25 protein-coding genes are annotated in these 24,810 nt (G+C 66.7%); 6 read left to right on the top strand and 19 right to left on the bottom strand.

Annotated features, from left to right (window positions below):
- Positions 1-6: 6 nt before the first annotated feature.
- The 3 genes from AC1PQG_RS22425 to AC1PQG_RS22435 all read right to left on the bottom strand — a co-directional run bounded on the left by AC1PQG_RS22425 (position 7) and on the right by AC1PQG_RS22435 (position 4,905).
- Positions 7-876 (bottom strand): phosphate/phosphite/phosphonate ABC transporter substrate-binding protein, encoded by an 870-nt coding sequence (locus AC1PQG_RS22425; protein ID WP_481119951.1) that lies wholly within the window; start codon positions 874-876, stop codon positions 7-9.
- 175 nt (positions 877-1,051) lie between these two features.
- Positions 1,052-3,487 carry a two-component system response regulator gene (locus AC1PQG_RS22430; protein ID WP_481119952.1) on the bottom strand — a complete coding sequence of 812 codons (2,436 nt, stop codon included), beginning with the start codon at positions 3,485-3,487 and terminating at the stop codon, positions 1,052-1,054.
- A complete protein-coding gene (locus tag AC1PQG_RS22435; RefSeq protein ID WP_481119953.1) occupies positions 3,484-4,905 on the bottom strand; it encodes a sensor histidine kinase in 1,422 nt (473 codons plus the stop codon). The genes AC1PQG_RS22430 and AC1PQG_RS22435 overlap by 4 nt, the downstream gene beginning before the upstream one ends.
- Positions 4,906-5,012: 107 nt before the next feature.
- On the opposite strand from AC1PQG_RS22435, the gene AC1PQG_RS22440 reads away from it, so the two are divergent.
- Positions 5,013-5,342 (top strand): YnfA family protein, encoded by a 330-nt coding sequence (locus AC1PQG_RS22440; protein WP_481119954.1) that lies wholly within the window; start codon positions 5,013-5,015, stop codon positions 5,340-5,342.
- Between the two features lie 33 nt (positions 5,343-5,375).
- Here the strand turns inward: AC1PQG_RS22440 and AC1PQG_RS22445 are convergent, their stop codons facing one another.
- A complete protein-coding gene (locus AC1PQG_RS22445; RefSeq protein WP_481119955.1) occupies positions 5,376-8,789 on the bottom strand; it encodes an ATP-binding protein in 3,414 nt (1,137 codons plus the stop codon).
- Between the two features lie 150 nt (positions 8,790-8,939).
- Between AC1PQG_RS22445 and AC1PQG_RS22450 the strand changes: the two genes are divergently transcribed.
- Entirely contained in the window at positions 8,940-9,881 is a 942-nt protein-coding gene (locus AC1PQG_RS22450) for a zinc dependent phospholipase C family protein (protein WP_481119956.1), read from the top strand.
- Here AC1PQG_RS22450 and fumC read toward each other — a convergent pair.
- From fumC to AC1PQG_RS22465, 3 genes are all read right to left on the bottom strand, one after another.
- Complete coding sequence (fumC, locus tag AC1PQG_RS22455; protein WP_481123049.1) at positions 9,821-11,206, bottom strand: class II fumarate hydratase; 1,386 nt, start codon at positions 11,204-11,206, stop codon at positions 9,821-9,823. The two genes, AC1PQG_RS22450 and fumC, sit on opposite strands and share 61 nt — an antisense overlap.
- A gap of 81 nt (positions 11,207-11,287) precedes the next feature.
- Entirely contained in the window at positions 11,288-11,812 is a 525-nt protein-coding gene (locus AC1PQG_RS22460; protein WP_481119957.1) for a phosphatase PAP2 family protein, read from the bottom strand.
- 3 nt (positions 11,813-11,815) lie between these two features.
- Positions 11,816-13,024: a glycosyltransferase family 4 protein gene (locus AC1PQG_RS22465; protein WP_481119958.1), complete on the bottom strand. Its 1,209-nt coding sequence runs from the start codon at positions 13,022-13,024 to the stop codon at positions 11,816-11,818.
- Between the two features lie 140 nt (positions 13,025-13,164).
- Here AC1PQG_RS22465 and AC1PQG_RS22470 point away from each other — a divergent pair, with 140 nt between their 5' ends.
- Complete coding sequence (locus AC1PQG_RS22470; protein WP_481119959.1) at positions 13,165-13,629, top strand: ribonuclease HI family protein; 465 nt, start codon at positions 13,165-13,167, stop codon at positions 13,627-13,629.
- On the opposite strand, the gene AC1PQG_RS22475 is transcribed toward AC1PQG_RS22470, so the two are convergent.
- The 12 genes from AC1PQG_RS22475 to AC1PQG_RS22530 form a co-directional block, all read right to left on the bottom strand.
- On the bottom strand, positions 13,604-14,161 hold the full coding sequence (locus AC1PQG_RS22475) for a Gx transporter family protein (RefSeq protein WP_481119960.1): 558 nt from the start codon (positions 14,159-14,161) through the stop codon (positions 13,604-13,606). The genes AC1PQG_RS22470 and AC1PQG_RS22475 overlap by 26 nt on opposite strands.
- Positions 14,142-14,552 carry a NusG domain II-containing protein gene (locus AC1PQG_RS22480; protein ID WP_481119961.1) on the bottom strand — a complete coding sequence of 137 codons (411 nt, stop codon included), beginning with the start codon at positions 14,550-14,552 and terminating at the stop codon, positions 14,142-14,144. Before AC1PQG_RS22480 ends, AC1PQG_RS22475 begins: the two co-directional genes overlap by 20 nt.
- A complete protein-coding gene (gene rapZ, locus AC1PQG_RS22485) occupies positions 14,549-15,388 on the bottom strand; it encodes an RNase adapter RapZ (RefSeq protein WP_481119962.1) in 840 nt (279 codons plus the stop codon). Before rapZ ends, AC1PQG_RS22480 begins: the two co-directional genes overlap by 4 nt.
- A 154-nt stretch (positions 15,389-15,542) precedes the next feature.
- On the bottom strand, positions 15,543-16,460 hold the full coding sequence (locus tag AC1PQG_RS22490; RefSeq protein ID WP_481119963.1) for an MBL fold metallo-hydrolase: 918 nt from the start codon (positions 16,458-16,460) through the stop codon (positions 15,543-15,545).
- A 9-nt stretch (positions 16,461-16,469) separates the two neighbouring features.
- On the bottom strand, positions 16,470-16,649 hold the full coding sequence (locus tag AC1PQG_RS22495) for a DUF1289 domain-containing protein (protein WP_481119964.1): 180 nt from the start codon (positions 16,647-16,649) through the stop codon (positions 16,470-16,472).
- Between the two features lie 9 nt (positions 16,650-16,658).
- Positions 16,659-16,859, bottom strand: coding sequence for a DUF1289 domain-containing protein (locus AC1PQG_RS22500; protein ID WP_481119965.1), 201 nt, complete (start codon positions 16,857-16,859; stop codon positions 16,659-16,661).
- Between the two features lie 66 nt (positions 16,860-16,925).
- Entirely contained in the window at positions 16,926-17,510 is a 585-nt protein-coding gene (locus tag AC1PQG_RS22505; RefSeq protein WP_481119966.1) for an LOG family protein, read from the bottom strand.
- Positions 17,511-17,521: 11 nt separating this feature from the next.
- Positions 17,522-18,124, bottom strand: coding sequence for a DsbA family protein (locus AC1PQG_RS22510; protein WP_481119967.1), 603 nt, complete (start codon positions 18,122-18,124; stop codon positions 17,522-17,524).
- Positions 18,125-18,224: 100 nt separating this feature from the next.
- A complete protein-coding gene (locus tag AC1PQG_RS22515) occupies positions 18,225-18,845 on the bottom strand; it encodes a DsbA family protein (RefSeq protein WP_481119968.1) in 621 nt (206 codons plus the stop codon).
- Between the two features lie 16 nt (positions 18,846-18,861).
- A complete protein-coding gene (locus AC1PQG_RS22520; RefSeq protein ID WP_481119969.1) occupies positions 18,862-19,302 on the bottom strand; it encodes a PaaI family thioesterase in 441 nt (146 codons plus the stop codon).
- Between the two features lie 113 nt (positions 19,303-19,415).
- Positions 19,416-20,558: a carbonate dehydratase gene (can, locus tag AC1PQG_RS22525; protein WP_481119970.1), complete on the bottom strand. Its 1,143-nt coding sequence runs from the start codon at positions 20,556-20,558 to the stop codon at positions 19,416-19,418.
- A 196-nt stretch (positions 20,559-20,754) separates the two neighbouring features.
- Entirely contained in the window at positions 20,755-21,192 is a 438-nt protein-coding gene (locus AC1PQG_RS22530) for a MerR family transcriptional regulator (RefSeq protein ID WP_481119971.1), read from the bottom strand.
- A gap of 127 nt (positions 21,193-21,319) precedes the next feature.
- Here AC1PQG_RS22530 and AC1PQG_RS22535 point away from each other — a divergent pair, with 127 nt between their 5' ends.
- From AC1PQG_RS22535 to AC1PQG_RS22545, 3 genes are all read left to right on the top strand, one after another.
- Entirely contained in the window at positions 21,320-22,342 is a 1,023-nt protein-coding gene (locus AC1PQG_RS22535) for an MBL fold metallo-hydrolase (protein ID WP_481119972.1), read from the top strand.
- Positions 22,343-22,358: 16 nt separating this feature from the next.
- Positions 22,359-24,185 carry a PHA/PHB synthase family protein gene (locus AC1PQG_RS22540; protein ID WP_481119973.1) on the top strand — a complete coding sequence of 609 codons (1,827 nt, stop codon included), beginning with the start codon at positions 22,359-22,361 and terminating at the stop codon, positions 24,183-24,185.
- A gap of 91 nt (positions 24,186-24,276) precedes the next feature.
- On the top strand, positions 24,277-24,777 hold the full coding sequence (locus tag AC1PQG_RS22545) for a putative toxin-antitoxin system toxin component, PIN family (RefSeq protein WP_481119974.1): 501 nt from the start codon (positions 24,277-24,279) through the stop codon (positions 24,775-24,777).
- The last annotated feature ends 33 nt before the right edge of the window (positions 24,778-24,810 follow it).

Genomic DNA, 24,810 nt, shown 5'->3' on the forward strand with positions numbered 1-24,810 from the left:
GGCCACCTATTTGCGTTCAGCGATCCAGTACTTCTCCAACCCCCACTGGCGCATCGGCAAATAGTCGTCGATGGAGGTTGCCACCGGCCGCGGCATCGGAATGTCGTCGAGCAGCGCCTTGCCGGTCGGGCTGGCGCCGATGGCCAGCAGCGCCTGGCGCACCGCATCCCGTACCGCGAGTGGCACGCGTGGATGGGCGGCAACCGGATGGGACGGCATGTCACGGGTCGTGTACAGCACCCGCAGCTGGGCCTGGATCGCCGGCGCCTGCTCGGCGAGGGTCTTCTGCACACCGCCACCGGCCTCGGTGAGGCCATTGAGTACGTGCAGATAGACGGAACTGTGGGTCTTCACGTTGAGCATCTGCATGCGCACCCCATACAGGCGCTCCAGCTCGGCGCGCACCAACAGGCTGGCCCCCACCGCATTCGGCGACGGCACCGCGAGGGTCTTGCCGTCCAGTTCCTTCACGCTCTTCAACGGACTATCCTGGCGCACCACGATGATGCCGCGCAGAGCCTCCTCGTCGCGGACCAACGGGACATAGCCCTGGGAATCCCGCACCTTCAGGATGTGATAGGGGTTGGCATACACGAAGTCGAAACTGCCCGCCTCCACGGCAGCCTCGAACTCCGGCACCGACAGGGTCACAACGAGCTTGAGATCGAGCCCGGTACGGCGGGCCAACTCATCGACGAGCGGTTTCCAGATTGCGAACAGCTTGCGCTGCTCGAATTGGGGGACGACGCCAAAGGTATAGGTGGTGCCCGCGGCTGCCGGGTGCGCCCCTGTCAGACGGATGGTCGCCAGCGCTGCCAGCAGGTGCAGGCAGCGGCGCCGGCCGGGCCGGTAAGTATGATCGCGCAACGGACTCATGCCGAGCTCCCTGGATCCGGCCATGGCGTCGTCGGGCGGGGCTAAGTCTGTCGGGCTGGGCGCCATGGCCCACGTATTCTTTTTCTCGTGTGCCTGGGCAGCATGATGGCACTTTGCCCCGTCCGCGTACACGAACGCACGGACGGGACCGCAACGCCACCGTAGCCGCGGGATTTCAGTCTGGGCCGGTCAGCAGGTCGAGCAACTGCGGATGGGGCACCGGACGGCTGAACAGGTAGCCCTGGCCGCCGCCGCAGCCCAGTTCCAGCAGCAGCGTCGCCTGCTCGTGCCGCTCGATGCCCTCGACGATGATCTCCATGCCGAGGGAGCCGGCGAGGGCTACGATGGCTTCGATCATCGCCATGCCTTCCCGCTTTTCGGGGAGGTGGATGATGAAGGAACGGTCAATCTTGATGCGGTCGATCGGCAAGTCGCGCAGCACGCTGAGGGACGAATAGCCGGTGCCGAAATCGTCGATACTCACCGCGATGCCGTGCTGCCGAAGGGCGGCGAGGATCTCCATGCTGCGCTCCATCGCCTGCAGCGTGCTTTCGGTGATCTCCAGCTCCAGCGCCGAGGCCGGAAAACCGGTCCGCTCCAGCGTGGCCAGCACGCTGGCGATGAAGTCTTCGCGCATGAACTCCCGCGCCGACACATTGACGGCCAGGCGCAGCTGCTCACCGCCGCGCTGGCACAGGCCGGCCACCTCGCGGCACGCCCGCTCCAGCACCCAGCGCCCGAGGCTGTCGATGACGCCGCTCTCCTCGGCCACCGGGATGAAGCGCACCGGCGGGATCATGCCGTGCTGCGGATGGTTCCAGCGCACCAGCGCCTCGACGCCGACGATGCGCCCGTCGGCCAGCTCAACCTGCGGCTGGTAGTGGAGCAGCAGCTGGTCTTCCTCGATGGCACGGCGCAGGCCCTGCTCCAGGTTCAGGCGCTCGTTGCTGCGCTCCGCCATTTCCGGCGAATAGAACTGGTAGCGGTTGCGCCCCGCCGCCTTGGCCGAATACATCGCGATGTCGGCGGCCCGCATCAGCGCGTGGCGGTCGCCGCCATCCTCCGGGTAGACGGCGATGCCGATGCTGCCCGACACGGTGATGCTGTCCCGGCCGAGGCAGACCGGCGCGCTGACGGTCTGCAGGATCTTGCTGGCCAGCTCGGCGGCGTACTCGGGGCTGCTGCAGCCGGTGAGGATCACGAACTCGTCGCCGCCCAGCCGGGCGATGGTGTCGGTACCGCGCAGCGCACCGCGCAGGCGGCCGGCAACGATGCGCAACAATTCGTCACCGACCACGTGGCCGAGGGTGTCGTTCACCACCTTGAAGCTGTCCAGGTCGAGGAACAGCAGCAGACAGTGCTGCTGGCTCCGCCGGGCCTGCTCGATGATCTGCTCGATGCGGTCATCGAAGAGCAGGCGGTTCGGCAGACCGGTGAGCGGATCGTGGTGGGCCAGGTGGTGCAGCTTCTCCTCGACCACATGCATCTCGCTGACATCGGAGAAGGCGATCACGTAATTGCCGACCTGCCCTTGGGCATCGCGCACCACGCTGAGGCTCTGCCAGGCCGGAAAGATTTCGCCGCCGCGCCGCCGACAGCTCACCTCGCCCTGCCAGTAACCGTCCGGATTGGCCGCCAGTTCAGCGAAGAAAGTCGCGCTGCCCTGCGCTCCGCGCTGGATGCGCAGCAGCACGTCCACGTCGAAACCACGCGCCTCGGCCTCGTTGTAGCCGGTGATGCGCGTGAAAGCGGGGTTCACGGCGCAGACGCGTCGCTCCCGGTCGGCGATCAGGATCGCCTCGGCGGCGGTATGGAAGACCACGCTCGACTGGCGCAGGCGTTCTTCGGTCTTATGTCTCTCGGTCACGTCCTGCAGCACGCCGACCACCCGGCGCGCCGGTCGCGACGCATGGGCCTTCACGTGGGCCTCGATGTAGTGGGCCTCGCCGTTGTCCCGGGCGGTGCGGAACTCGATGCGCCGCGCGTCCTCGCTGAGCAGGGCGGCCTGCAGGCCGGCGGCCACCCGTTCGCGGTCGTCGGGGCTGACACGGGCCAGGAAGGATGCCTCCCGGTCCCCCTCCGCGACCAGGCTGCCCTCGCCGAACAGGGCGCTGGGACAACCGTCGCCCTGGATGCGGTGCTGCACGGGCTGCCATTCGAACACCCCCAGCGCAGCCGCCTCCAGGGCCAGCTTGAGGCGCAGCTCGCTGCGCTCCACGGCCACCTCCACTTCCCGGCGGGCCAGCGCCATCTGGATCGAGGCATGCAGTTCGCGCACGTCCCAGGGCTTCACCAGGTAACCGAAGGGCCGGCTGTCGAGGGCCCGGCGCAGGGTGTCGTCCTCGGCGAAGGCGGTCAGGTAGATCACCGGGATCCGGTGGCGGGCCTGGATCTCGGTGGCGGCCTCGACGCCATCCATGTCCCCTTCCAGATGGATATCCATCAGCACCAGGTCCGGCGCCACGTCGGCCACCTGGCTGACCGCCTGCTCACCGCTCCCGACCATCGCGCCCACACGATAGCCGAGGGCCTGCAGCTGGTTCTTGAGGTCGAAGGCGACGACACGTTCGTCTTCGACGAGCATCAGATTGATCGGCTTGTCGGCAATCATCGGGGTCTCCGGGTCGGCAGGGCCAGCGGGAAGCGTAGCTCGAAACGGGCCCCTTCGCCGCTCGCCACGGTGAACCGGCCGCGCAATTGGTCCGCCAGCAGCGGCACCAGCTGAAGGCCGAGGGAGGTCACGCTAGCGAGGTCGAAGCCCTCCGGCAGGCCGACGCCATCGTCGCTCACTGCCAGATCGAGCTCCTCACCGACCGCCTTCAGCTCGATCTGCACGGCGCCCCTGCGCACGGCCGGGAAGGCATGTTTGAAGGCATTGGTGACCAGCTCATTGACGATCAGGCCGCAGGGCACGGCGCGCTCCAGGTCGAGGAACTGCGGTTCGCCCGGCAGCACGCAGCGCAGCGCGATGCGGGCGCTGTCCTCCCGGTAGCTGCCGAGCAGCAGCTGGGTGAGGCGGTCGAGGTATTCGCCCAGGTCGATGCGCGAGAAGTCCTTGCGCTCGTACAGCAGCTGGTGGGTCAGCGCCATCGCCCGCACGCGGCTCTGGCTCTCCGCCAGGATGTTGCGCAGGCGCGGATCGCTGGCATGGGTGGATTGCAGGTTGAGCAGGCTGGAGATGACCTGCAGGTTGTTCTTGACCCGGTGATGCACCTCGTTGAGCAGCACGGTCTTCTCCTGCAGCGCGCTCTCCAGGGTCTGCTGCACGCGGCGCCGCTCGGTGATGTCCACGATGGAGGCCAGCACCATCGGCCCTTCGTCGGTATCGATGGGGTTGAGGCCGATCTCCACCGGGAACTCGGAGCCGTCGGCGCGGCGCGCGAACAAGTCGCGGCCGACACCCATCGGCCGCGCCAGCGGCGTGTGGAAGAAGCCGCTGCGGAACTGCTGGTGCTCGCTGCGCAGGCGCTCGGGCACCAGGATCTCCACCGCTTCACCGATCAGCGCCTCACGGGGATAGCCGAACAGCTGCTCGGTCTGTGCATTGACCAGCACGATGCGGCCGCCCCTGTCCACCATCACCATCGCGCTCGGTGCAAACTCGACGACCCGCCGGAAGCGTTCTTCCTGGCGCTTGCGCTCGGTGATGTCCACCACCGCCGCCAGCACCATGAAGCTGCCGCCGGCCTCGATGGGCGTCAGGCCGATCTCCACCGGAAACTCGCTACCGTCCCGCCGCCGCGCGAACAGATCGCGCCCGCTACCCATCGGCCGCGAGTGCGGATCGGCAAAGAAGCTGGCCCGGTAGGAGGGATGGTGGCCCGCCAAGCGCGCCGGTACCAAGCGGTCTACCGACTCGCCCAGCAACTCGTCGCGGCCGTAGCCGAACAGGCGTTCCGCCTGGGCATTGACCAGCACAATGCAGCCTTCGCGGTCCACCACCACCATGGCGGTCGGCACCCACTCGACGACCCGGCTGAAGGACGCATCGCCGACAGGAAAAGGCTCGCTACGGGATTTCTCGTTCATGGACGACTCTCCGATGGGCCGGCCTGCAGGAGTTGGATCGTCGCCGAAGGGCACGGTTCCTGCTGTGACGGGTTACTCTTGATCCACATTTCTGCCTCCATCCGATCATGTCCGAACTGAAGACCCTGGCCTTGTTCGCCCTCACCGCGCTGGCCGAGATCCTCGGCTGCTACCTGCCCTGGCTGTGGCTGCGCGAAGGCCGCAGTGTCTGGCTGCTGCTGCCGGCGGCGCTGAGCCTGGCCGCCTTCGCCTGGCTGCTGACCCTCCACCCCACCGCCGCTGGCCGCACCTACGCGGCCTACGGCGGTGTCTACATCGGCGTGGCGCTGCTGTGGCTGTGGGCGGTGGACGGTATCCGTCCGACCCTGTGGGACGCTGTCGGTGGCAGCGTGGCCCTGGCTGGCATGGCCATCATCATGTTCGCGCCACGGGCTTAGACTTCCCCTTGTGGGAGAGGCCGCCCCGGCAGCCTATAGCGTTGCCGCCACGGACGGACGGGCATGTCGGAGGATCACCCGCACCAGCAGTTCCGGATCCACCGGTTTGGCGATATGGGCCACCATCCCCGCCTCCAGGCAGCGTGCCTTCTCTTCTTCGAAGGCATGCGCGGTCTGCCCGATGACCGGCAGCGTGGGCGCCAGCGCATGGATTTCACGGGTCGCCGCGTAACCATCCATCACCGGCATCTGGACGTCCATCAACACCACCTGGAAGGCCGCGTCACCACTGGCGCGCACCCGTTCCACCGCCTCCTGGCCGTTGCTGGCCAGCGTGACGCAGGCGCCTTCTTCCTCCAGCAGGGCTTCCAGCACCATCTGGTTGACCTCGTTGTCCTCGACGACCAGCACCGTCATGTCCACCAGGCGGGTACCCGGCAGCACATCCTCGGCCAGCAAGGGCTGCGCCGGCCCCATTCCAGGCGGCAGCGGCTCGCAGGGAAGACGCACCTCGAAGGTGCTGCCGCAGCCCGGCTGGCTGTCGACCTGGAGCATGCCGCCCATCAGCTCGACCAGCCGATACGTGATCGCCAGCCCCAGGCCGGTGCCGCCGAAGCGGCGGGTCACTGAGTTGTCGGCCTGCTCGAAGGGCGCGAAGACCTTGGCGATCTCCTCCTCGCTCATGCCGATGCCGGTGTCGCTGACCCTCAGTACCAGCTGCCCATCGGCAAATTCGGCGCTCAGTGTGACGCTGCCCTTTTCGGTGAACTTGATCGCGTTGGACAACAGGTTGAGCAGGATCTGCCCGATCCGCAACGGATCGGTGACGCAGCGCTCCGGAAGCGGCGTGCCCCGGCGGAAGCGCAGCACCAGGCCCTTGGTCTGGGCCCGCGCCTCCATCAGGGCCAGGCTCTCGCCGATGACGCTGGCGAGCTCCACCGGAATCGCCTCAATATGCAGCTTGCCGGCCTCGATCTTCGAGAAATCGAGGATGTCGTTGATGATGCCCAGCAGCAACTGGCCGGACGCCACGATGCGCGCAAAAGTGTCCCGCGCCCGGTCGCGGCCGCGGCTCTCCCGGTAGCCGACATGGGCCAGGCCGAGCACGCCGTTGAGGGGGGTGCGGATCTCGTGGCTCATATTGGCGAGGAACTCGCTCTTCGCCTGCGCCAGGCGTTCGGCTTCCGCGCGGGCGGCCACCAGGTCGGCGGTGCGCTCCGCCACCAGTTCCTCCAGATGGTCACGGTAGCGTGCCAGCTCCTGGTCCTTCAACACCCGCTCGGTGATGTCCTGCAGGATCGCAATGCCGCCAACCAGCCCACCGACCGGATCGCGCAGCGGCGAACAGTGCATCGCGATGTTCAGTTCCTTGCCCGCAAAGGTCGTCCGGTAAGGCCCCTCGTATTCGCCGAGACGCCCCTCCAGCGCTGCCTGCAACGCCGGCAGCACGCGCTGGTCGCTGAGCTTGCTGCAATCCACGTGCACCATGTAGTCGTAGGGCACCTGCATGATCTCGGCAAACTGGACGTTGCAGTAACTGACCCTGAGTTCGGTGTCGTACTGCAGGATGCCCACCGGGGAAAATTGCAGCAGCAACCGGTAACGCGCCTCACTTTCGCGCAGCGCCAGTTCGGCGCGCTTGCGGTCGGTGATGTCGGACTGCACCCCCTCCCACAGGATGTCGCCATCCGGCAGGCGAGTCGGGCGCGACAGGAGCGACATCCAGCGCAGCTCGCCATTCACCTCCACGCGCCCTTCCCAGTCGAAGGGCCCCGGCCGTTCTCGCACGGCCCGGCAGCGCGCCGCGTAGCCGGGATAGTCGTCGGGATGGATCTTTCGCGTGACGCTGCGGGGATCGGCCAGGATCGTCGCCTCGTCGATGCCGATCTGTTCGCAGAAACGCGGACTCACGTAGATGACGTGGAAGTCCCCATCGGCGCACACCCGTTGCTTGAAGACGCCGGCGGGCATGCGCTCCACCAGCTTTTCGTATTCGTTCAGGGCGTCCTGCAGGGAGGCCTGCACCTGTTTGCGCTCGGAGATGTCCAGCGAGACCCCGTGCACGCTGACCGGCCGGCCATCGGCATCCAGATCCACCCCGCCAATCCCGTGGATCCAGCGGATGGCACCGTCGGGCAGCAGGATCCGGTATTCCTCGTCGAAGGGCTCGCCACGCTGCATCAGGCCCTCGCGGAAGCGGGACACGACCCGCTCCCGGTCATCCGGATGGAGGCGCTCGACCCAGCTGTCGACACTCAGGACTTCGTCCGCCTGTCCGCCCAGGATCCGGCGCAACTGCGCGGAGCTGTAGGCCTCGCCGCTATGCAGATCGATGGAAAACACGCCCAAGCCGGCGACCTGCTCGGTGGCGCTGAGCACCTGGTCGCGGTTGCGCAGATCGGCGAGAGTCTCCTCCAGGCGGGCATGGCTCTCCCGCAGCCGCTCGGCATTCAGGAACTGGTGGCGGTACAACCGGCCGATCAGCACCGCGGAACCCAGCGACACCAGCAGGAACACCGCAAGCAGTTCAACGGAATGGCGTACCGCCTCCTTCCAGTCGGCCAGGTAGTCGTCGGTGGCCATGCCGACCACCAGCACCAGGGGCAGCCCCTCGACCCGACGAAAGGTGTTGAGGCGCTCGATGCCATCCGACGCGGTGACCGTCCGGTAGCTTGCCTCCGGCCGGCCGCTGGCGACGAGCGCCCGCAGCTCGTCGGATACCGCGGTGCTGCCGATCATCCCCGCCGGCCCGGAAATCGACGGCACGCGCATGATCAGGCTCAGATCTTCGTAACGCAGCGTGGCGCCGCCCTGGGGGCCGAGTTGCTGCCGGGGCAGCAACCGGTTGAAATGTTCGAGCGGCACCACCGCGGTGACGACGCCCGCAAAGGTCCCGTCCCCATGCCGCAAGCTGCGCGCGAAGGTGATCACCCAGGTGCCGGTCACCCGGCTCAGCACCGGGCGGGCAACGAACAAACCACGTTGCGGATCGTCGTGCAGCACCTTGAAGTAATCCCGGTCGGACACGTCGATGCCAGCCGCCGAACCGCTCCGGCTGAACCACCAGCGCGGCCGCCCATGGGCATCATAGACGCGCAGGCCGTCGATCTCCGGTAGCCAGGATTTGTAACGTGCCAGCAGGCCCAGCAACTCGGCATTGGACAGATAGCCGGCGCCCCCGCGCTCGGCCCGCTCGATCTCGTCCACCAAGGCCAGTAACACCACATCGAGGGTGCGGGCGGTGCTGACCAGGCTGTGCTCGACGGCTTCGACCAGATTACGGGTCGTCAGCGTCGCCAATGCCTCCGCCTTGTTCTGGCTCTGGTTCAAGTTGAAGATCGCCAACGCAATGGCCGCCATGTTGGTCAGCACCACGGCCGTCAGCAACAGGCGCTGGAACCGACCTGAAACGGAAGCGGAGAAGAACGCGAACGACGGCAATTTCATGAACGAACCCAAAAAGCGCCGTACCTGAAGAACATCAAAAACGGCGTGGCAAGAGCTAACGGCAGGTCTCTGCCAGTCTGAAGGCAGCTGTCACGGCATTGACACCCCGACTCCACGGTTTCGTCACAGCCAGCGTGCACATTGTCACGCATGGACATCTTCCCCCTGCGCCCCGCCCGCCGGCGGCTCGCCACGCACACGCTGCTGTGGCTGCCGGCCCTGCTGCTGACCAGTGCCGACGCGCTGGCCTGGGGGCTGTACACCCATGTCTATTTCGCCCAGCTGCTGCTGTGGGCGATTCCCCTCGCCGACCCGGCCCTGCGCCGTCTGGCGCGCCGCCACCCGAAGCTGGTGATGGCCGGCGCCTGTCTGCCCGACGTGGCCCTCACCGCCCGCAGCGCCGGCGCCGAGGCGCTGGTCACCAGCCACCGCTGGCCCCAGTTGCACGCGCTGATGGACGCCGCCCGCGGCGACGCCGAACAGGCCGCGGTACTCGGCTACGCCAGCCACCTGATGGCCGACATCATCGCCCACAACCATTTCGTGCCGGCCCATGAACGGCTGTGGTTCGAGTCGGAGCTGGCCACCCACGTGGCCGTTGAATGGGCCATGGACCGCCACGTAGCACCCCAGCTGTTCGCCCGCCCGGCGGACCTGATGCGCAGCGAGCGTGCCGTTCTCTCACCGCTGATGGGCCGCGCCTTCCACTGCCATCCGGACAAAGTCGGCCAGGCCCTGGCCACCCTCACCAAGGGCGAAACCTGGCTGCGCAACAGCGGCCTGCACGCCGGCCTGTACCACGCGGCGCGCTTCGTCGACCGCCGCGTCCAGCGCCGCTTCAACCTCTACCTCGGCCACACCGGCCGCCGCCTCGGCCAGCTCGGCCGCCTGCTGGAAGGCGAGCAGCCCGGCTGGCTGGCCGAAGTCGAACCGGTCGAAGCCCGCGCCAAGCTGATCACCGCGCCGCGCCGCCTGCTGCGCGCCTGCCTGCCGCTGCCGGAAGATCTGTTCGTCGCCCAGGCCCACGCGGCCTACTGCCCGACCATCGCCTCCGCCCGCACCCACGCATCGAACTCTTCCCCCGTCACATAACCCAGCGCCAGCGCCGCCTCGCGCAGCGTGGTGCCGCGGTGGTGGGCCAGCTTGGCGATCTCGCTGGCGCGGTCGTAGCCGATGTGTGGGCTCAGCGCCGTCACCAGCATCAGCGAACGCTCCACCAGTTCGGCAATGCGCGGGCGGTTCACATCGATGCCCCGCGCACAGTGCACATCGAAGCTGGTCATGCCGTCCGCCAGCAGACGCGCGCTGCCGAGGAAATTGTGGGCGATCAACGGCTTGAAGACATTCAACTCGAAATTGCCGGAGGCCGCGCCGAAGGTCAGCGCCACATCGTTGCCGAAGACCTGGCAGCACAGCATCGTCAGCGCCTCGCACTGGGTCGGATTGACCTTGCCGGGCATGATCGAACTGCCCGGCTCGTTCTCCGGGATCAGCAGTTCGCCGAGGCCGGAGCGCGGCCCCGAGGCCAGCCAGCGCACATCGTTGGCGATCTTCATCAGCGCCGTGGCGAGCTGCCTGAGGGCGCCGTGGGCGCCGACCAGCGCATCGTGGCCGGCCAATGCGGCGAACTTGTCGGGCGCGCTGCGGAAGGCCAGCCCGGTACGCCCGGCCAGCTCGGCGGCGACCCGCTCGCCGAAGCCCGGCGGCGCATTGAGCCCGGTGCCCACCGCGGTGCCGCCGATAGCCAGCGCCTGCAGCGCCGGCAGGCTGGCGGCGATGGCCGCCTCCGCCAGATCGAGCTGGGCCACCCAGCCGCCCATCTCCTGCCCAACGGTCAGCGGCGTGGCGTCCTGCAGATGGGTGCGGCCGATCTTGACGATGTCGGCGAACTCCGCGGCCTTGGCCGCCAGCGTCGCCGACAGCGCGCGCAGCGCCGGCAGCACGCCATCGGCCAGCACCTGCACAGCCGCCACATGCATCGCCGTCGGAAAGACGTCGTTGGACGACTGGCCGAGGTTCACATGATCGTTGGGATGCACCCGCCGCCCCATGCCGCGCTCGCCGCCGAGCAACTCGGAGGCCCTGTTCGCGAGCACTTCATTCATGTTCATGTTGGTCTGTGTGCCGGAGCCGGTCTGCCACACGGACAGCGGGAAGGCGTCCGGATGGTCGCCGACCAGCACCTCGTCGGCGGCCGCGACGATGGCCGCCGCCTTGTCGGTGGCCAGCACGCCGAGTTCGCCATTGACCACCGCGCAGGCACGCTTGACCTCGGCCAGTGCGGCGATCAGCGCGGCCGGCATGCGTTCGGTGGAGATTGCGAAATGGCGCAGCGAGCGCTGGGTCTGGGCACCCCACAGGGCGCTGGCGGGAACGTCGATGGGACCGAAGGCGTCCCGCTCGGATCGGGTCGGCATGCTCATGCGCCTCTCCTGGCTACCGGGGTAGCTTCCAGTCTAGTCCCTCGCCGGCCGCATGGCCGGCCAGCGCAACCAGGGCTAGAGCAGCGTGATGGCGCCGTAGGCCAGCGTGGCACCGATCGCGCCGCCGGCCAGCACATCGCTGGGATAGTGCAGGCCGAGTACCGGACGGGACACCGCCACCAGCGCCGCAAAGCCGAACACCGCCGGCGCCAGCGGCGGAAAGTGCTGGGCCAGCACGATGGAGAAGCTCACCGCGTGCAGCGTGTGGCCGGACGGAAAGCTGAACTTGTCGAGGGGAGAACCGGCGCACACCACGTCGCTGACCACCTCGAAGGGGCGCGGGCGCAAGGTGCGGATCTTGAGGATCTTGTAGACGATCACCCCAACTACGCCGGCCGCCAGCATCTGGCGCAGGGCCGGCAGGGCCTCGGCACCGAACAGCGCGAACAGGCAGGCCGCCAGCGTGTACCACGCCACGCCGTCGCCGAGCCGGCTGACCGCACGCATCAGGTCGCGCAGCCCACGGTAACGGGACAGGCGGTTGGAGCGGACCGCCAGGCGGTCGTCGAGCAATTGCAGGCGGGCGGGCAACACGAACATGGTTTACCTCCGGGCAGCGACGGGGGAACTCAGGATGACCTGGCGCTGCAGGGCGACCAGGCTGTCGACGATGGCGTGCCAGGCCAGGCTGGCTACCCGCTCCCGCGCAGCGAGACGCTGGCGGGCGCGCAATTCGGGGGCTTCGGCGAGGGCCACGGCGCCTTCCACGAAGGCCGCCTCGTCGCCCGGCGCGGCCAGCCAGCCCTGTACCTGGTGGCTGAGCAGCTCCTGGGCCGCGGCGTCCCGGTAGGCGACCACCGGCAGGCCGCTGGCCAGCGCCTCGGCAACCACATTGCCATAGGTCTCGGTGAGGCTCGGAAAGAGGAACAGATCGCCGCTGGCATAGTGCTCGGCCAGCGCCTCGCCGGTCTGCGGGCCGGTGAAGATGGCCCGCGGCTGGCGTCCCCGCATGGCCGCCATGGCCGGGCCGCTGCCGACCATGATCAGGCGGGCCCGCGGCTGGCGGGCCTGGATCGCCTCGAAGGCTCTTTCCAGCAGGGCCAGGTTCTTTTCCGGGGCGATCCGGCCGACATACACCACGGCCAAGTCGTCCGGTGCCAGGCCCCAACTGTGGCGCAGCATGCCGCTACGGCGGACGGGATCGAAAAGCTGGGTATCCACGCCGCGCGACACCACATCCACGCGCGGGATGCCCTGGCCGGCCAGTTCGTGGCACAGGGCGCGGGTCGGCACCAGGGTCAGGTCGGCGCGGTTATGGAATTTGCGCAGGTAGGCGGCGATCGGGCGCTTCAGCCAGCCGACGCCGTAGTGGCCGCTATAGCGATGGAAATTGGTGTGAAACTCGCTGATCACCGGCAGGTTCAGCTTGCGCGCGGCGGTCAGCGCCGACCAGCCGAGCGGGCCTTCGGTAACCACCTGTACCACGTCCGGCCGCTGGTGGGACCAACGCCGCAGCAGCACCTTGCGGGCCGGCAGGCCGAGCTGCAGGTTGGCATAGCGCGGCAATGGAATACCGCGGGACAGCATCTCCTCGACGCCACCACCACCACCGTCGATGGCGCCGCCCTCGTGGGCCTGGCGCGGGCGGATCAGATCAACCCGATGGCCCGCGGCGACGAGGCCGTCGACCATACGCCCGGTGGTCATCGCCACACCGTTGATTTCGGGCGGATAAGTCTCGGTCACCACCGCCACCCGAAGGGAGGTCTGGTGGCTCGTGAGTTCTTGGCAGATGAGTCCGGAGCGGTCCATTGCGCCAGTGTCACGGCGCGATGCTGCACGGGTGTTACGGCGAAGTGATGGGAGGATGACGGACGGCGGCCTTTCCGCCCGGCCTGTTTTCCCGCATGCTTGCGCCCCACCCCGCGGGCACATGAAATCCCCCACGCACCATGGTTCCGACACCTCCTTCCAGCACCGAATGGCAGCTCTGGTTCGACGGCTCGGCCTACCCCAACCCGGGGCGGCTGGGGCTGGGGGCGGTCGTGCGTGGCCCGGACGGGCAGCACATTGAACTATCGACCACCGCCCACGGCACGGGGTGCAACAACGAGGCCGAATTGCTGGCCCTCGAACAGGCCCTGCAGCTGGCCCGGGAGGCGGGCGCCACCCATCTGAGGGTGCGTGGCGACAGCGACTTCGTGGTGCGCCACTTGAACGGTAACGCCCAGACGGACATCGTCCGCCTGCACGACATCCTCGCGCGGCTACGGGCCCAGCTCGGGACCTTCGCCAGCGTCAGCCTGGAATGGGTCCCCCGCCACCGCAATCCGGACGCCGACCGCCTGTCGCGGGCCGCCCTCGGCCTGCCGGACAAGCCGGCAAGCCGGCCTATTTCGCGGCGTCGGCGGCGCTGACCCCCTGGTCCGCCAGCTCTTCGGACAGCAGGCGGGCGGCGATCAGGCCGTTGGCGAGGCCGAACACCGTCGCCGCCAGCGCGAAGATCGGCACCAGGTAGAACACCCCGTCGTGGGGTACCAGCCACACGCGTGCCACCAGCACCTGGCCGCCGATGTGCGCGAAGGCCGCCAGCACGCTCTGGCTGACCGGGCCGAACCAGCGCTTCGGCAGATGCATCGCAACGCCCAGCACGACGAGGCTCATCACGCCACCGGTCAGGCTCAGGAAGAAACCGGGCGCCAGGAACTGGCCGAGCAGCAGGCTGCCGACCAGCACCCTGAGCAGCGCCACCCAGGCGGCCTCGCGCCAACCCCAGCGGGCCAGCACGACCAGCGTGATGATGTTGGCTAGGCCCGGCTTGATGCCCGGCAGCGGCAACGGGATGGCCGCCTCGGCGACGGTCAGCACGATGGCCGCCGCCGCGTGGCGGGCCACCCGGTGGTCGTCCGCCGTCGGCTTGAGTTCGATCTCAGTAGTTGAGGGAGTCATAGTCGGCATTGCGTCCGGACAGGGACAGGCTGACTTCGTTGGGGGCGCAGATCGCCACCGCGCCGGCGCTGTTCAGCCAGCCCTGACGTACGCAGTACTGGCGCGGGCCGGGGTCGGACGCGACGCGCGCACGGCCCGGCTGCACCTCGATGCGGGTGGTGCCGATCGGGCCCGGCACGTCGACGATGCGCGGCGCGTTGAGATCCACTTCGGCAAAGACGCGGCCGCCGGCGCGGATGATGGCCTTGTCCGGATGGCCACCCTGCCACAGGGTCATGGCCGACAGCACGCATACCGCCAGCGCGCCGCCGAGAACCAGGAAGTCGCCCGCCCGCAGGTAGGCCGCCCAGGCGGCCAGCCAGCGCTGCAGGGCGACCGCCCGCTGTTTCATTTGAAGGAACGGTGGCGTACCTGCACCCGAGCATTGTCCTGGAAGCGCGCGGCCAGTTGCTCGGCCACATACACCGAACGGTGCTGGCCGCCGGTACAGCCAATGGCGATGGTCAGGTAGCTGCGGTTGTCATTGACATAGGCCGGCAGCCAGGACGCCACGAAGGCATAGATGTCGTCCACCATCTGCCCCACTTCAGGCACCTTCTCGAGAAAGTCGATGACCGGCTGGTCGCGTCCGGTCAGCGGCCGCAGCAGCGGGTCGTAATGGGGGTTGGGCAGGCAGCGCACGTCGAACACCAGGTCGGCGTCCACCGGAATGCCATGCTTGAAGCCGAAGGATTGGAACAGCACGGCGATCTGGCTGCCCGCTTCCAGATCCATGAAACTCTTGATCCAGTTGCGCAGCGTGTTGGCCGCCAGGTCGCTGGTGTCGATGCGCTGGCCCAGCTCGGCGATCAGCGCCAGCTCTTCGCGCTCGCGGGCGATGGCTTCGCCGAGGGTGCTGAAAGCGTCGCCGAGGGGGTGGCGGCGCCGGGTCTCGGAAAAGCGCGCGATCAGCACGTCGTCACGGGCATCCAGGAACAGGAAGCGCAGGTCGTCCACCATCCCGCGCAGCGCCTCGACCTGTCTCGGCAGGGAGGCGATGCCGGCCCCCGAGCGCACGTCGACGGCCACAGCGATGCGCTGGTAGCCGGCGCCGCGCAGGTGGGACACCAGTTGCGGCAGCAGCGCGGACGGCAGGTTGTCCACCACGTAATGGCCGCAGTCCTCCATGACATTGAGCGCAACGCTCTTGCCGGAACCGGACAGACCACTGATCAGAACGAGTTGCATGACTTCAGGCGATCCTGTTTCTAGAACGACAAGGGGCTGCAGCATGCAGCCTTACACAGCTTCATGACGGGAAAATCATGGATACAGAAACAGCATAAACAATTTCCCACACGAGAACCATGTCGATTTTATAGACCTCGTCAATTTTGACAAATCAACGCGCATACAGAAGCTGTCCCTCCAGCTTCGCGACGCCGGCTCGCAGGAGTTCACGCAACAACCATTCGGCCAACTCCCCGAAGCTTAGACCGAGAAAGCGCTCATTGGCTTCCCGATAAAGCGGGACGCTCGCCAGATAGTCCGGCAGGCTACCGATATCCAGGCTCCGCCGCTCCAGCAGCGTGAAGGTGAAGCACGCCCGGATCGCATTGCGGGCCATCCGTGCACCATCTTCTTCGAAGGCGCGCAGACGGGCGAACGCGGACTCCAGCGCCTCCTCCACCTCGACGAAGGGCGCGCCGTGGCCGGGGATGACCCGCTCCACCGGCAGGCGGGCAATGGCCTCCAGCGTGGAGCGCGCGCCCTCCAGTCCGCCGCCGGCACCGATGACCTCGGCGAACAGGATGCCGAAACCGTCCCGCCACAGGGCGTCACCCGAGATCAGCAGGCGTGCGTCGGGCGCGTGGAAGACCAACGCGTCCATGTCGTGGCCGGGGGCCGCCAGGACCTGCCATTCGTAGCCGCCCATCTGCAGGCGCTCGCCGGCGGCGATAACGTGATCGTGCCGGAAGATCTCGCCCTGCTGGGCGGCGGCGCTCAGCAGCAGGGCCGCCTCGTCCCACGCGTGGACAGCCTCGGCGATGCCCGCCGGCACGCCGATGGCGCAACCGAAGGCACGCTGCACCGCGGCGTTGCCGCCGATGTGGTCGGAATGGGAATGGGTGTTGATGAGGCGGCCGAGGTGCCGTCCGTCCAAGGCCTCACGCAGCAGCGCGACGGTCTGCCCGGCATGGGTCACGTAGCCGCTGTCGACCAGCGTTGCCGCGTCGCCGTCGAACAGCAGCACGTTGTTGGCGGACAGCCAGCCCCGTTCCAGCACCCGGATGCCGGGCGGCAAGGGACAGGCAGACATGGCCGGCTCTCAGTCGGCCTGGTCGGCCGGCTGGCCGGCGACGGGTTTCAGGCTGTCGGTCGCACTGTCCTGCCCGTCGGCAGAGGAATCGGTCTCGCCGAAGATCTCGTCGGCACTGCGGCCGCAGCCGATGCAGTAGCCGCTTTCGTCGATCTGGCAGATGCCGACGCAGGGATTGTCGTCGCTCATCGTGGTCTCTCAGGCGGGCTGCGCGCCGGCCGTCGGACCATCGAACAGGGCCGCCTGGCGCGCAGCGATCAGCTCCAGGATCTCCTGCTTGCGGGCCTCGCTGGCGCCGCTCCATTCGGTGATCTCGGGAATGGTGCGGAAACAGCCTTCGCAATAGGCGTTGGCCTCATCCATGCGGCAGACGTTGATACAGGGGGAAGGAATACTCATGAAACACTCTCGGGGTAAAGACATGCCCACCGCTGCATGGCGGCGGATCGTGGTTGGGGAAGCCGTTTAGAGCTGTTTTTCGTCGCGGATACGCTTTCCGACAGCCGGCGGATGATGCTGGCCCATGGCCCGCAGCAGCGCCACGACGTTGTCCTCGATCTGCAGCAGGCCGCGGTTCTCGGCCTTCATGAAGCCCTCGGCGATGCCGCGGTCGAGCATCTGGATCAGTGGCGAATAGTAGCCGTCCACATTGAGCAGACCGACCGGCTTGGCGTGGAAACCCAGCTGGGCCCAGGTCAGGATCTCGAAAAGCTCCTCAAAGGTGCCAAGCCCGCCGGGCAGTGCGATGAAGCCGTCCGCCAGTTCGGCCATGCGCGCCTTGCGAGTGTGCATGGAGTCCACCACTTCCAGGCGGGTCAGGCCTTCGTGGCCGACCTCCCATTCCAGCAGCGCGCGCGGTATCACCCCCACGACCTTGCCACCGGCCGCCAGGCAGGCATCGGCGACCGCGCCCATCAGGCCGACATTGCCGCCGCCATAGACCAACTCGATGTTCCGTTCCGCCAGGGTCTGGCCGAGCGTCTCCGCCACTTCCCGGTATACCGGCCGGCCCCCCATGCGGGAACCGCAGAATACGCAGAGATGCCGCATCTCCCTGCTCCTCAATACGGCCCCTTGGCCAGCCAGTGCTCGAGCTGGGGCAAGCGGTCGTTGCCCCAGAAGCCCTCGCCCTCGACGATGAAGAAGGGCGCGCCGAACACGCCACGTGCCTCAGCCAGGTCGATCTCGGCCTTCAGGCGGGCCTTGGTGCCGGCGTCCGCGAAGGCCGCCGAGATGTCGTCCCGGTCGAGGCCCCGCGCATCGGCGATTTCGAGGAGCACCGCGGTCTCGGCGATGTTGCGGCCGTCCACAAAGTAAGCGCGATACACCGCGTGGGCGAACTCCCGCGCCTCGTCCGGATTGCGGTCACTGAGCCACTGGAAGGCGCGGGCTGCGTGCTCGGTGTGCAGCGGATAGGGGCTGGGCTCCTTGAACGGGATCTCGAAGAAAGCCGCCGAACGCTCCACATCACGCCGTACGTACTCGGAGCGCATCAGTGCGGACGGAATGCGCATGCCGCCCTGGGGCTGGAAGTGGGCGTCGAGGACGATGGCGTGCCACATCACGGTGCGGCCGTACTTTTCCGCGATGGCGTCAATCTGTTCGGAAGCCAGATAGCCGTAGGGCGAGGAAAAGTCGAAGTAGAAATCGATCGGGGCGGACATCCAGGTCTCCGGGGTCGTGGGGCGGTGTTCAATGGCCCGCATTATCCATGGCCGTCGCCTCAAGATTGGCAACAGGCCCGCTGCCAAGTTCCGTGCGGATTCAGAATCCGCCTTCGGCGAGCCACTTCTCAATCTGCGACAAACGGTCGGCGCCCCAGAAGGCCTCGCCGTCCACGAAGATGTAGGGCGAACCGAAGACGCCGCGAGCCAACGCCAATTCGCTCTCGGCGATCAGGCGGGCCTTGATCTCCGCGCTGCCGAGCACGGCGGACAGCTCGTCCCGGTCCAGGCGCAGGCCGGCGGCGACATTGAGCACCACCGCCAGGTCGGAGATGTTCTGGTCGTCCACGAAGTAGGCGCGGTAGATCGCCAGACCGAACTGCCGGGCCAACGCCGGATCCCGGTCGTTGATCCACAGGAAGGCACGGGCGGCATGCTGGGTCGGCAGCGGAAAGCTGCTCGGCTGGCGGTAGGGCAGGCCGAAGTAGCGCGCCGAACGCAGAATGTCGTGCAGCGAATAGGCGCCCTTCAGCGGGATGCTGGGCAGCGGCCCGAGGCCGGTGACCTTGAAGGTGGCGCCGAGCAGGAAGGGATGCCACAACACACTGCGCCCATAGCGGGCGGCCAACTCGTCGATCTTCTCGGCAGCGAAGTAACCGTATGGAGAGGAGAAGTCGAAATAGAAATCCAGCGGGGCGGCGGAACGTTGTGGGGTATTCACGACGAAGTTCTCCTGTTCAGGCGGCCTTCGGCCACAGGATCATCTGCGTGCAGCGGAACAAGGCCAAGCGCCGGTCGCTGTCGCCGCTGCGCACTTCGGCATCCCACACGTGGGTGTTGCGACCGAGATGCACGGCCGTCGCATCGCACAGCAGCACGCCGTCGGTCTGGGTGCCCAGGAAATTGCTCTTCAGTTCGATGGTGGTGAAGCTCTGCGCGCCGTCGGGCAGGTGGGCGACGGTGGCGTAGCCGGCCGAGGTATCGGCCAGCGCGATGATCGTCGCCGCGTGCAGAAAACCATTGGGCGCCAGCATCTCCGGACGGATCAACAACCGCGAGGACAGCTTGCCGGGCTCCAGCGCCACGGCCTCGAAGCCGAACCAGCCCGGCAGATGGCCGGCACCGCGGGCGTTGAGGGATTCCAGACTGATGCCTTCGCGCAAGCGCATTTCGGCCATGCGTATTCTCCTCCGGTATTGGCCGGCTGTCCCGGCGCCTTGTCGTTCAGTTCATGGTGGTAATGCTGCCGGCGCGGCGCGGTGAATGCGCCGGCAGTCGGCGTGGGTAAGGCTCAGCCGTCCAGCGCCTCCAGGGCAGCCAGGTAGCGCGGCGTGAGATCTTCCGGCCGGCCGACATTGATGCCCAGGTCACGGATCAGGCCGTCCTTCAGCCCGTAGGCCCAGCCATGCACGGTGAGGCGCTGACCACGGCGCCAGGCATCCTGCACGACGATAGTCTGGCAAACGTTGACCACCTGCTCCAGCGCGTTGAGTTCGCACAGGCGATCCTGGCGCAGCTCCGGCGGCAAGGCATCGACACGCCGGGCGTGCTTCACATGCACGTCCTGCACGTGGCGCAGCCACAGGTCCACCAGGCCGACGCGCTCGCGGCGCAGCGCGGCACCGACGCCGCCGCAGCCGTAGTGGCCGACCACCATGATGTGTTTGACCTTCAGCACCTCGACGGCGAACTGGATCACCGACAGGCAGTTGAGGTCGGTGTGCACCACCACGTTGGCAACGTTGCGATGGACGAAGACCTCGCCCGGCAACAGGCCGATGATCTCGTTGGCCGGCACGCGGGAGTCGGAACAGCCGATCCACAGGTATTCGGGGGCCTGCAGCGTGGACAGCTTTTCGAAGAAACCGGGGTCCACCTGGCGCATGTGCTTGGCCCAGGCCAGGTTGTAGTCGAAGAGATGGAACAGGTTCTCGTTCTTGATCTCGGCTTCGTTCCAGTTCTCGAGGTCGAGAGCGAAGAACATGGAGCCTTCGAGCGGCGCCGGGTAATAGGCCGGCGCTTCCATGAAGCCCAGCTCCCGGTACAGCTTGACGGCAATGCGCATCGCCGGCTGGGTGTCGAGCAGGATCCGGCGGTAACCCAGACTCTTGGCCGCCTTGATGGCCGCCAGCGCCAGCTCACGGCCGACACCGTTGCCGCGGAGCTCGGGCTCCACGTACAGGCGCTTCATCTCGCAGACGCCCTCGGTGAAGGGACGGATACCGACGCAACCGGCGGGCTGGCCATCGAGTTCGGCGAAGAACAGCCGCCCGGCCGGCGTCGAATATGCGCCCGGCAGACTTGCCATCTCATCACCGAAACTCTGGAATGCCAGGTCCACGCCCAACCATCCGGCATAGTTACGGAAAAACTGGCGGACATGTTCGAGTTCGGCGGTGTTATCGGAGCCGAGAACGCGGAGTGTTACTGCCATCGATCTTCTCTTCCTTTGGAAACGGAACAGGCCGATACGATACCCGTCCTCGCCCCCTGTTTCACCCCTGCCGGCGTCGGGAAAGCCTTCCACGACGCCCCCTCTTTCTCGCACAGGAAGGCCTGCATAGCCCGTCTTGCCTGGATCTTGATACAACAAATTACGCTTACGTTAACGTAATTTTCCTGCTAAAAACTCATGATGAGTCGCGCAAACGGGCTGCCAGTTCCGCCCGTGCCGCCGCTGCACCGGCAGGGTTTTCGGCAAGGAGTTCGGTACATTGCTTTTCGAGCATGGCGATTTCCCCCAGCACGGCCTCAATGTCTTCGCGCTGCTGCTCGATGGCCCGGCGCCGATCCGCCAGCACATCGAGAAAACGCTTCAGCTGGGGAGCGGAATTGCGCACGCCGTCGTACATGCCGAGCAGTTCGCCGATCTCGGCCAGCGACAGGCCCAGGCGCTTGCCGCGCAGGATCAGGCGCAGCCGGGTACGGTCGCGACGCACATAGATACGGTTGCGGCCGGCACGAGTCGGCGCCAGCAGGCCTTCATCCTCGTAGAAACGGATTGCCCGCGGGGTTATCCCGAACTCGCGGGCGAGATCGGTGATGGTGTAGGTTTGTTCCTGGCTCATGAGTCGAGTCGGACGCGGCATACGGCGTCAGGGCACGGAATGGCGCGCAGTAGATCAGATTTCACCTGCGCGGGCAACGCGGGCAATTCCCAATAAACATTACAAGACCCAACTAGGAGAAAAGCATATGAGCGAGACGCTGGAATATCCCTTCGACACGCTGCCGGCCGAAGGGGCTACGCTGGAGGTGGCACCCGGAGTGCACTGGATCCGGATGCCGCTGCCCTTCGCCCTCAACCACATCAACCTATGGCTGATCGAGGATGGAGATGGAGTGACGATCGTGGACACCGGTTACGGCCTGGAGGCTACCCAGGAAGCCTGGAAACGCATCCTGGCGGACTTCGGGAAGCCAGTGACGCGGATCATCGTGACCCATTTCCACCCCGACCACCTGGGCCTCGCCCAGTGGCTGTCGGACCGGACCAGCGCCGGCATCACCATGACCCACGGCGAATACCTCAGCGGCCACGCGGTGTGGCACCAGCTAGGCGGCTACGGCACCGTGCCGATGGTGGCCCAGTTCCGCCGCAACGGCCTCGACGAGGAACGCTGTCAGGCACTCGCCGAGCGTGGCAACGCCTATGAACGCGGCGTACCGTCGCTGCCGTCCCACTACGAGCGCGTGGTGGACGGCGAGCGCCTGCATATCGGCGGCCGCGACTGGGAGGTCATCGTCGGCTACGGCCATTCGCCGGAGCACATGTCCCTGCACTGCGCGGAGGCCGGCATCCTCATTTCCGGCGACATGCTGCTGCCGCGGATCTCCACCAACGTCAGCGTTTTCGCGGTCACGCCGGACGACGATCCCCTCGGCCGCTTCCTCGATTCGATCCGCAAGTTCAAGCGATTGCCGGTAACAACGCTCGTGCTACCATCACACGGGAGTCCTTTCCGCAATATCGGTTTGCGTGTGGATCAGCTCGTCGAGCACCACGACGCCCGCTGTGCGGAACTGCTCGATGCCTGTGACGTACCGCGCTGCGCGGGGGAATTGCTGACAACGCTGTTCCCGCGCCCGCTCGACACGCATCAGGTCATGTTTGCCATGGGGGAAGCCATCGCCCACCTGAACCATCTCGAGCGCAAAAGGGAGGTGTGCCGGTCGGTGGATAGCGATGGGATAGTCCGTTTCGTCAAAAGCCAATAACCAGGAGAGCCCACGAATGGCTGCGCCAGAAAAAGAAACCGTCAAGTCCGAACTGCCGGACCCTAAAGAAGTCGCCAAGACCTACGCCGAAGTCGCGCAGCGGGCCTCCAAACTGCTCGCCGACCATATCCAGAAGCAGGTCAAGAAGGGCCTCACCACGCCGTCCGACGAATTGGGCATCGCCCAGGCCTTCATGGACATGATGGGCAAGCTGCTCGCCAACCCGTACCGGCTGGCCCAGGCCCAGATGAACCTCGTCTGGGACTACTTCTCCCTGTGGCAGCACTCCGTCATGCGCTTCAGCGGCATGGGCGGCAGTCCCGTGGTCTCGCCGGCCAAGGACGACAAGCGCTTCAAGGACGAGGAATGGCAGGAGCATTTCCTGTTCGACTTCATGAAGCAGTCCTACCTGATCGCCGCCCGTCACATCCATGACACGGTCAGCAGCGTGGACGGCCTCGACGACCAGAGCCAGAAGAAGGTCAACTTCTACACCCGTCAGTACATCGACGCCCTGTCCCCGTCCAACTTCGCGCTGACCAATCCGGAAGTCTTCCGCGAAACCGTCAAGAGCCACGGCCAGAACCTCATCAAGGGTCTGAACAACCTGCTGCGCGACGTCGAGGACGGCGATGGCAACCTGCGCGTCAAGATGACCGACACCACGGCCTTCGAGCTGGGCAAGAACGTCGCCACCACGCCGGGCAAGGTCGTCTTCCAGAACGACATGATGCAGCTGCTGCAGTACACGCCGAGCACCCCCGAGGTCTCCAAGCGTCCGCTGATGATCGTGCCGCCGTGGATCAACAAGTTCTACATCCTCGACCTGCGCGAGAAAAACTCCTACATCAAGTGGTGCGTGGACCAGGGCCACACCGTGTTCGTGATTTCCTGGGTCAACCCGGACGAACGCCTGGCCGAGAAGAGCTTCGACTCCTACCTGCTGGAAGGCACGCTGGCCGCGGTGGATGCCATCGTCGAACAGACCGGCGCCAAGGAAATCAACGCTGCCGGCTACTGCCTGGGCGGCACCCTGCTCGCCACCACGCTGGCCTACATGGCCGGCAAGCGTGACAAGCGGATCGCCTCCGGCACCTTCTTCACGACCATGACCGACTTTGCCGATCCGGGCGAGCTGGGCGTGTTCATCGACGAAGGCCAGGTCTCCAGCCTCGAGAAGAAGATGTTCGAGCGCGGCTACCTGGAGGGCTCGGAGATGGCCGGCACCTTCAACATGCTGCGTGCCAACGACCTCATCTGGTCCTTCGTGGTCAACAACTACCTGATGGGCAAGGATCCCTTCCCCTTCGATCTCCTGTACTGGAACTCCGATTCCACGCGCATGCCGGCGAAGATGCACAGCTTCTACCTGCGCAACATGTACATGAAGAACCTGCTGAAGGAAGCGGGCGGCATCGAAGTCGGCGGCGTGCCCATCGACCTCGGCAAGATCAAGGTCCCGACCTACTTCATCTCCACCATCGAAGACCACATCGCCCCGTGGAAGAGCACCTACTCCGGTGCGCGCAACTTCGGCGGCCCCGTGCGCTTCGTGCTGGGCGGCTCCGGCCACATCGCCGGCATCGTCAATCCGCCGGCGGCCAACAAGTACGGTTTCTGGACCAACGCCAGTGCCAAGCTGCCGGACACCGCCGACGAGTTCTTCACCGGCGCCGAGCAGCAACCGGGCTCCTGGTGGACCGACTGGCAAGCCTGGCTGCTCGGCCAGGACGCCAGCAAGGTACCGGCCCGCGACCCCGTCAAGGGCAACCTCAAGGTGCTGGAAGACGCGCCGGGCTCCTACGTCAAGACCCGCCTGGACGCCGCTAAGAAGGCTGCCTGAACGGACACGTAGCACCGTAACGAGCGGAAAAGGGGGCTTCGGCCCCCTTTCTGTTTTCTCCTGAGTTCTTTAGCCTCCGAATTCCCCTGCCGTGGCCACCCATCCCCTCGAAGCCCCCTTGCCCCACGGCCTCCCGGTCGTCCTCGACACCAACGTGGTGCTGTCCCTTTGGATGTTCGAAGATCCCAGCCTGGCCTACCTGCGGGCAGCCGTCGAGAGTGGTGCACTGCGCCCCGTCAGCCGCGAGGATTGCCTCGACGAACTGACCCGCGTACTGGCTTATTCCCAATTCAAGCAGACACCGGAACGCCAGGCGGAGATCGCCGCCACCTACCGGGCCCTCTGCCAGCTGGTCGAGCCAACCGATCCGCCGGCCTGCGAGCTGCCCAAGTGCCTCGACCGGGACGACCAGAAATTCCTCGAAGTCGCCCGCGACAGCGGCGCCCGGGCCCTGCTGTCCCGCGACAAGCTGGTCCTCAAGCTCGGCCGCCGCCCGGTGATCGCCGCCCGCTTCGCGATCATCCCCCCGGAACGCCTGCAGGCGCTGCTGCCCGATGACGGCGGCGCGCCACAAAAAATTAACCCGGCATGACACCGGATGCCATGTCACAGGACTAGACTGGCT

Source organism: Zoogloea sp. GDB6, assembly GCF_056724105.1.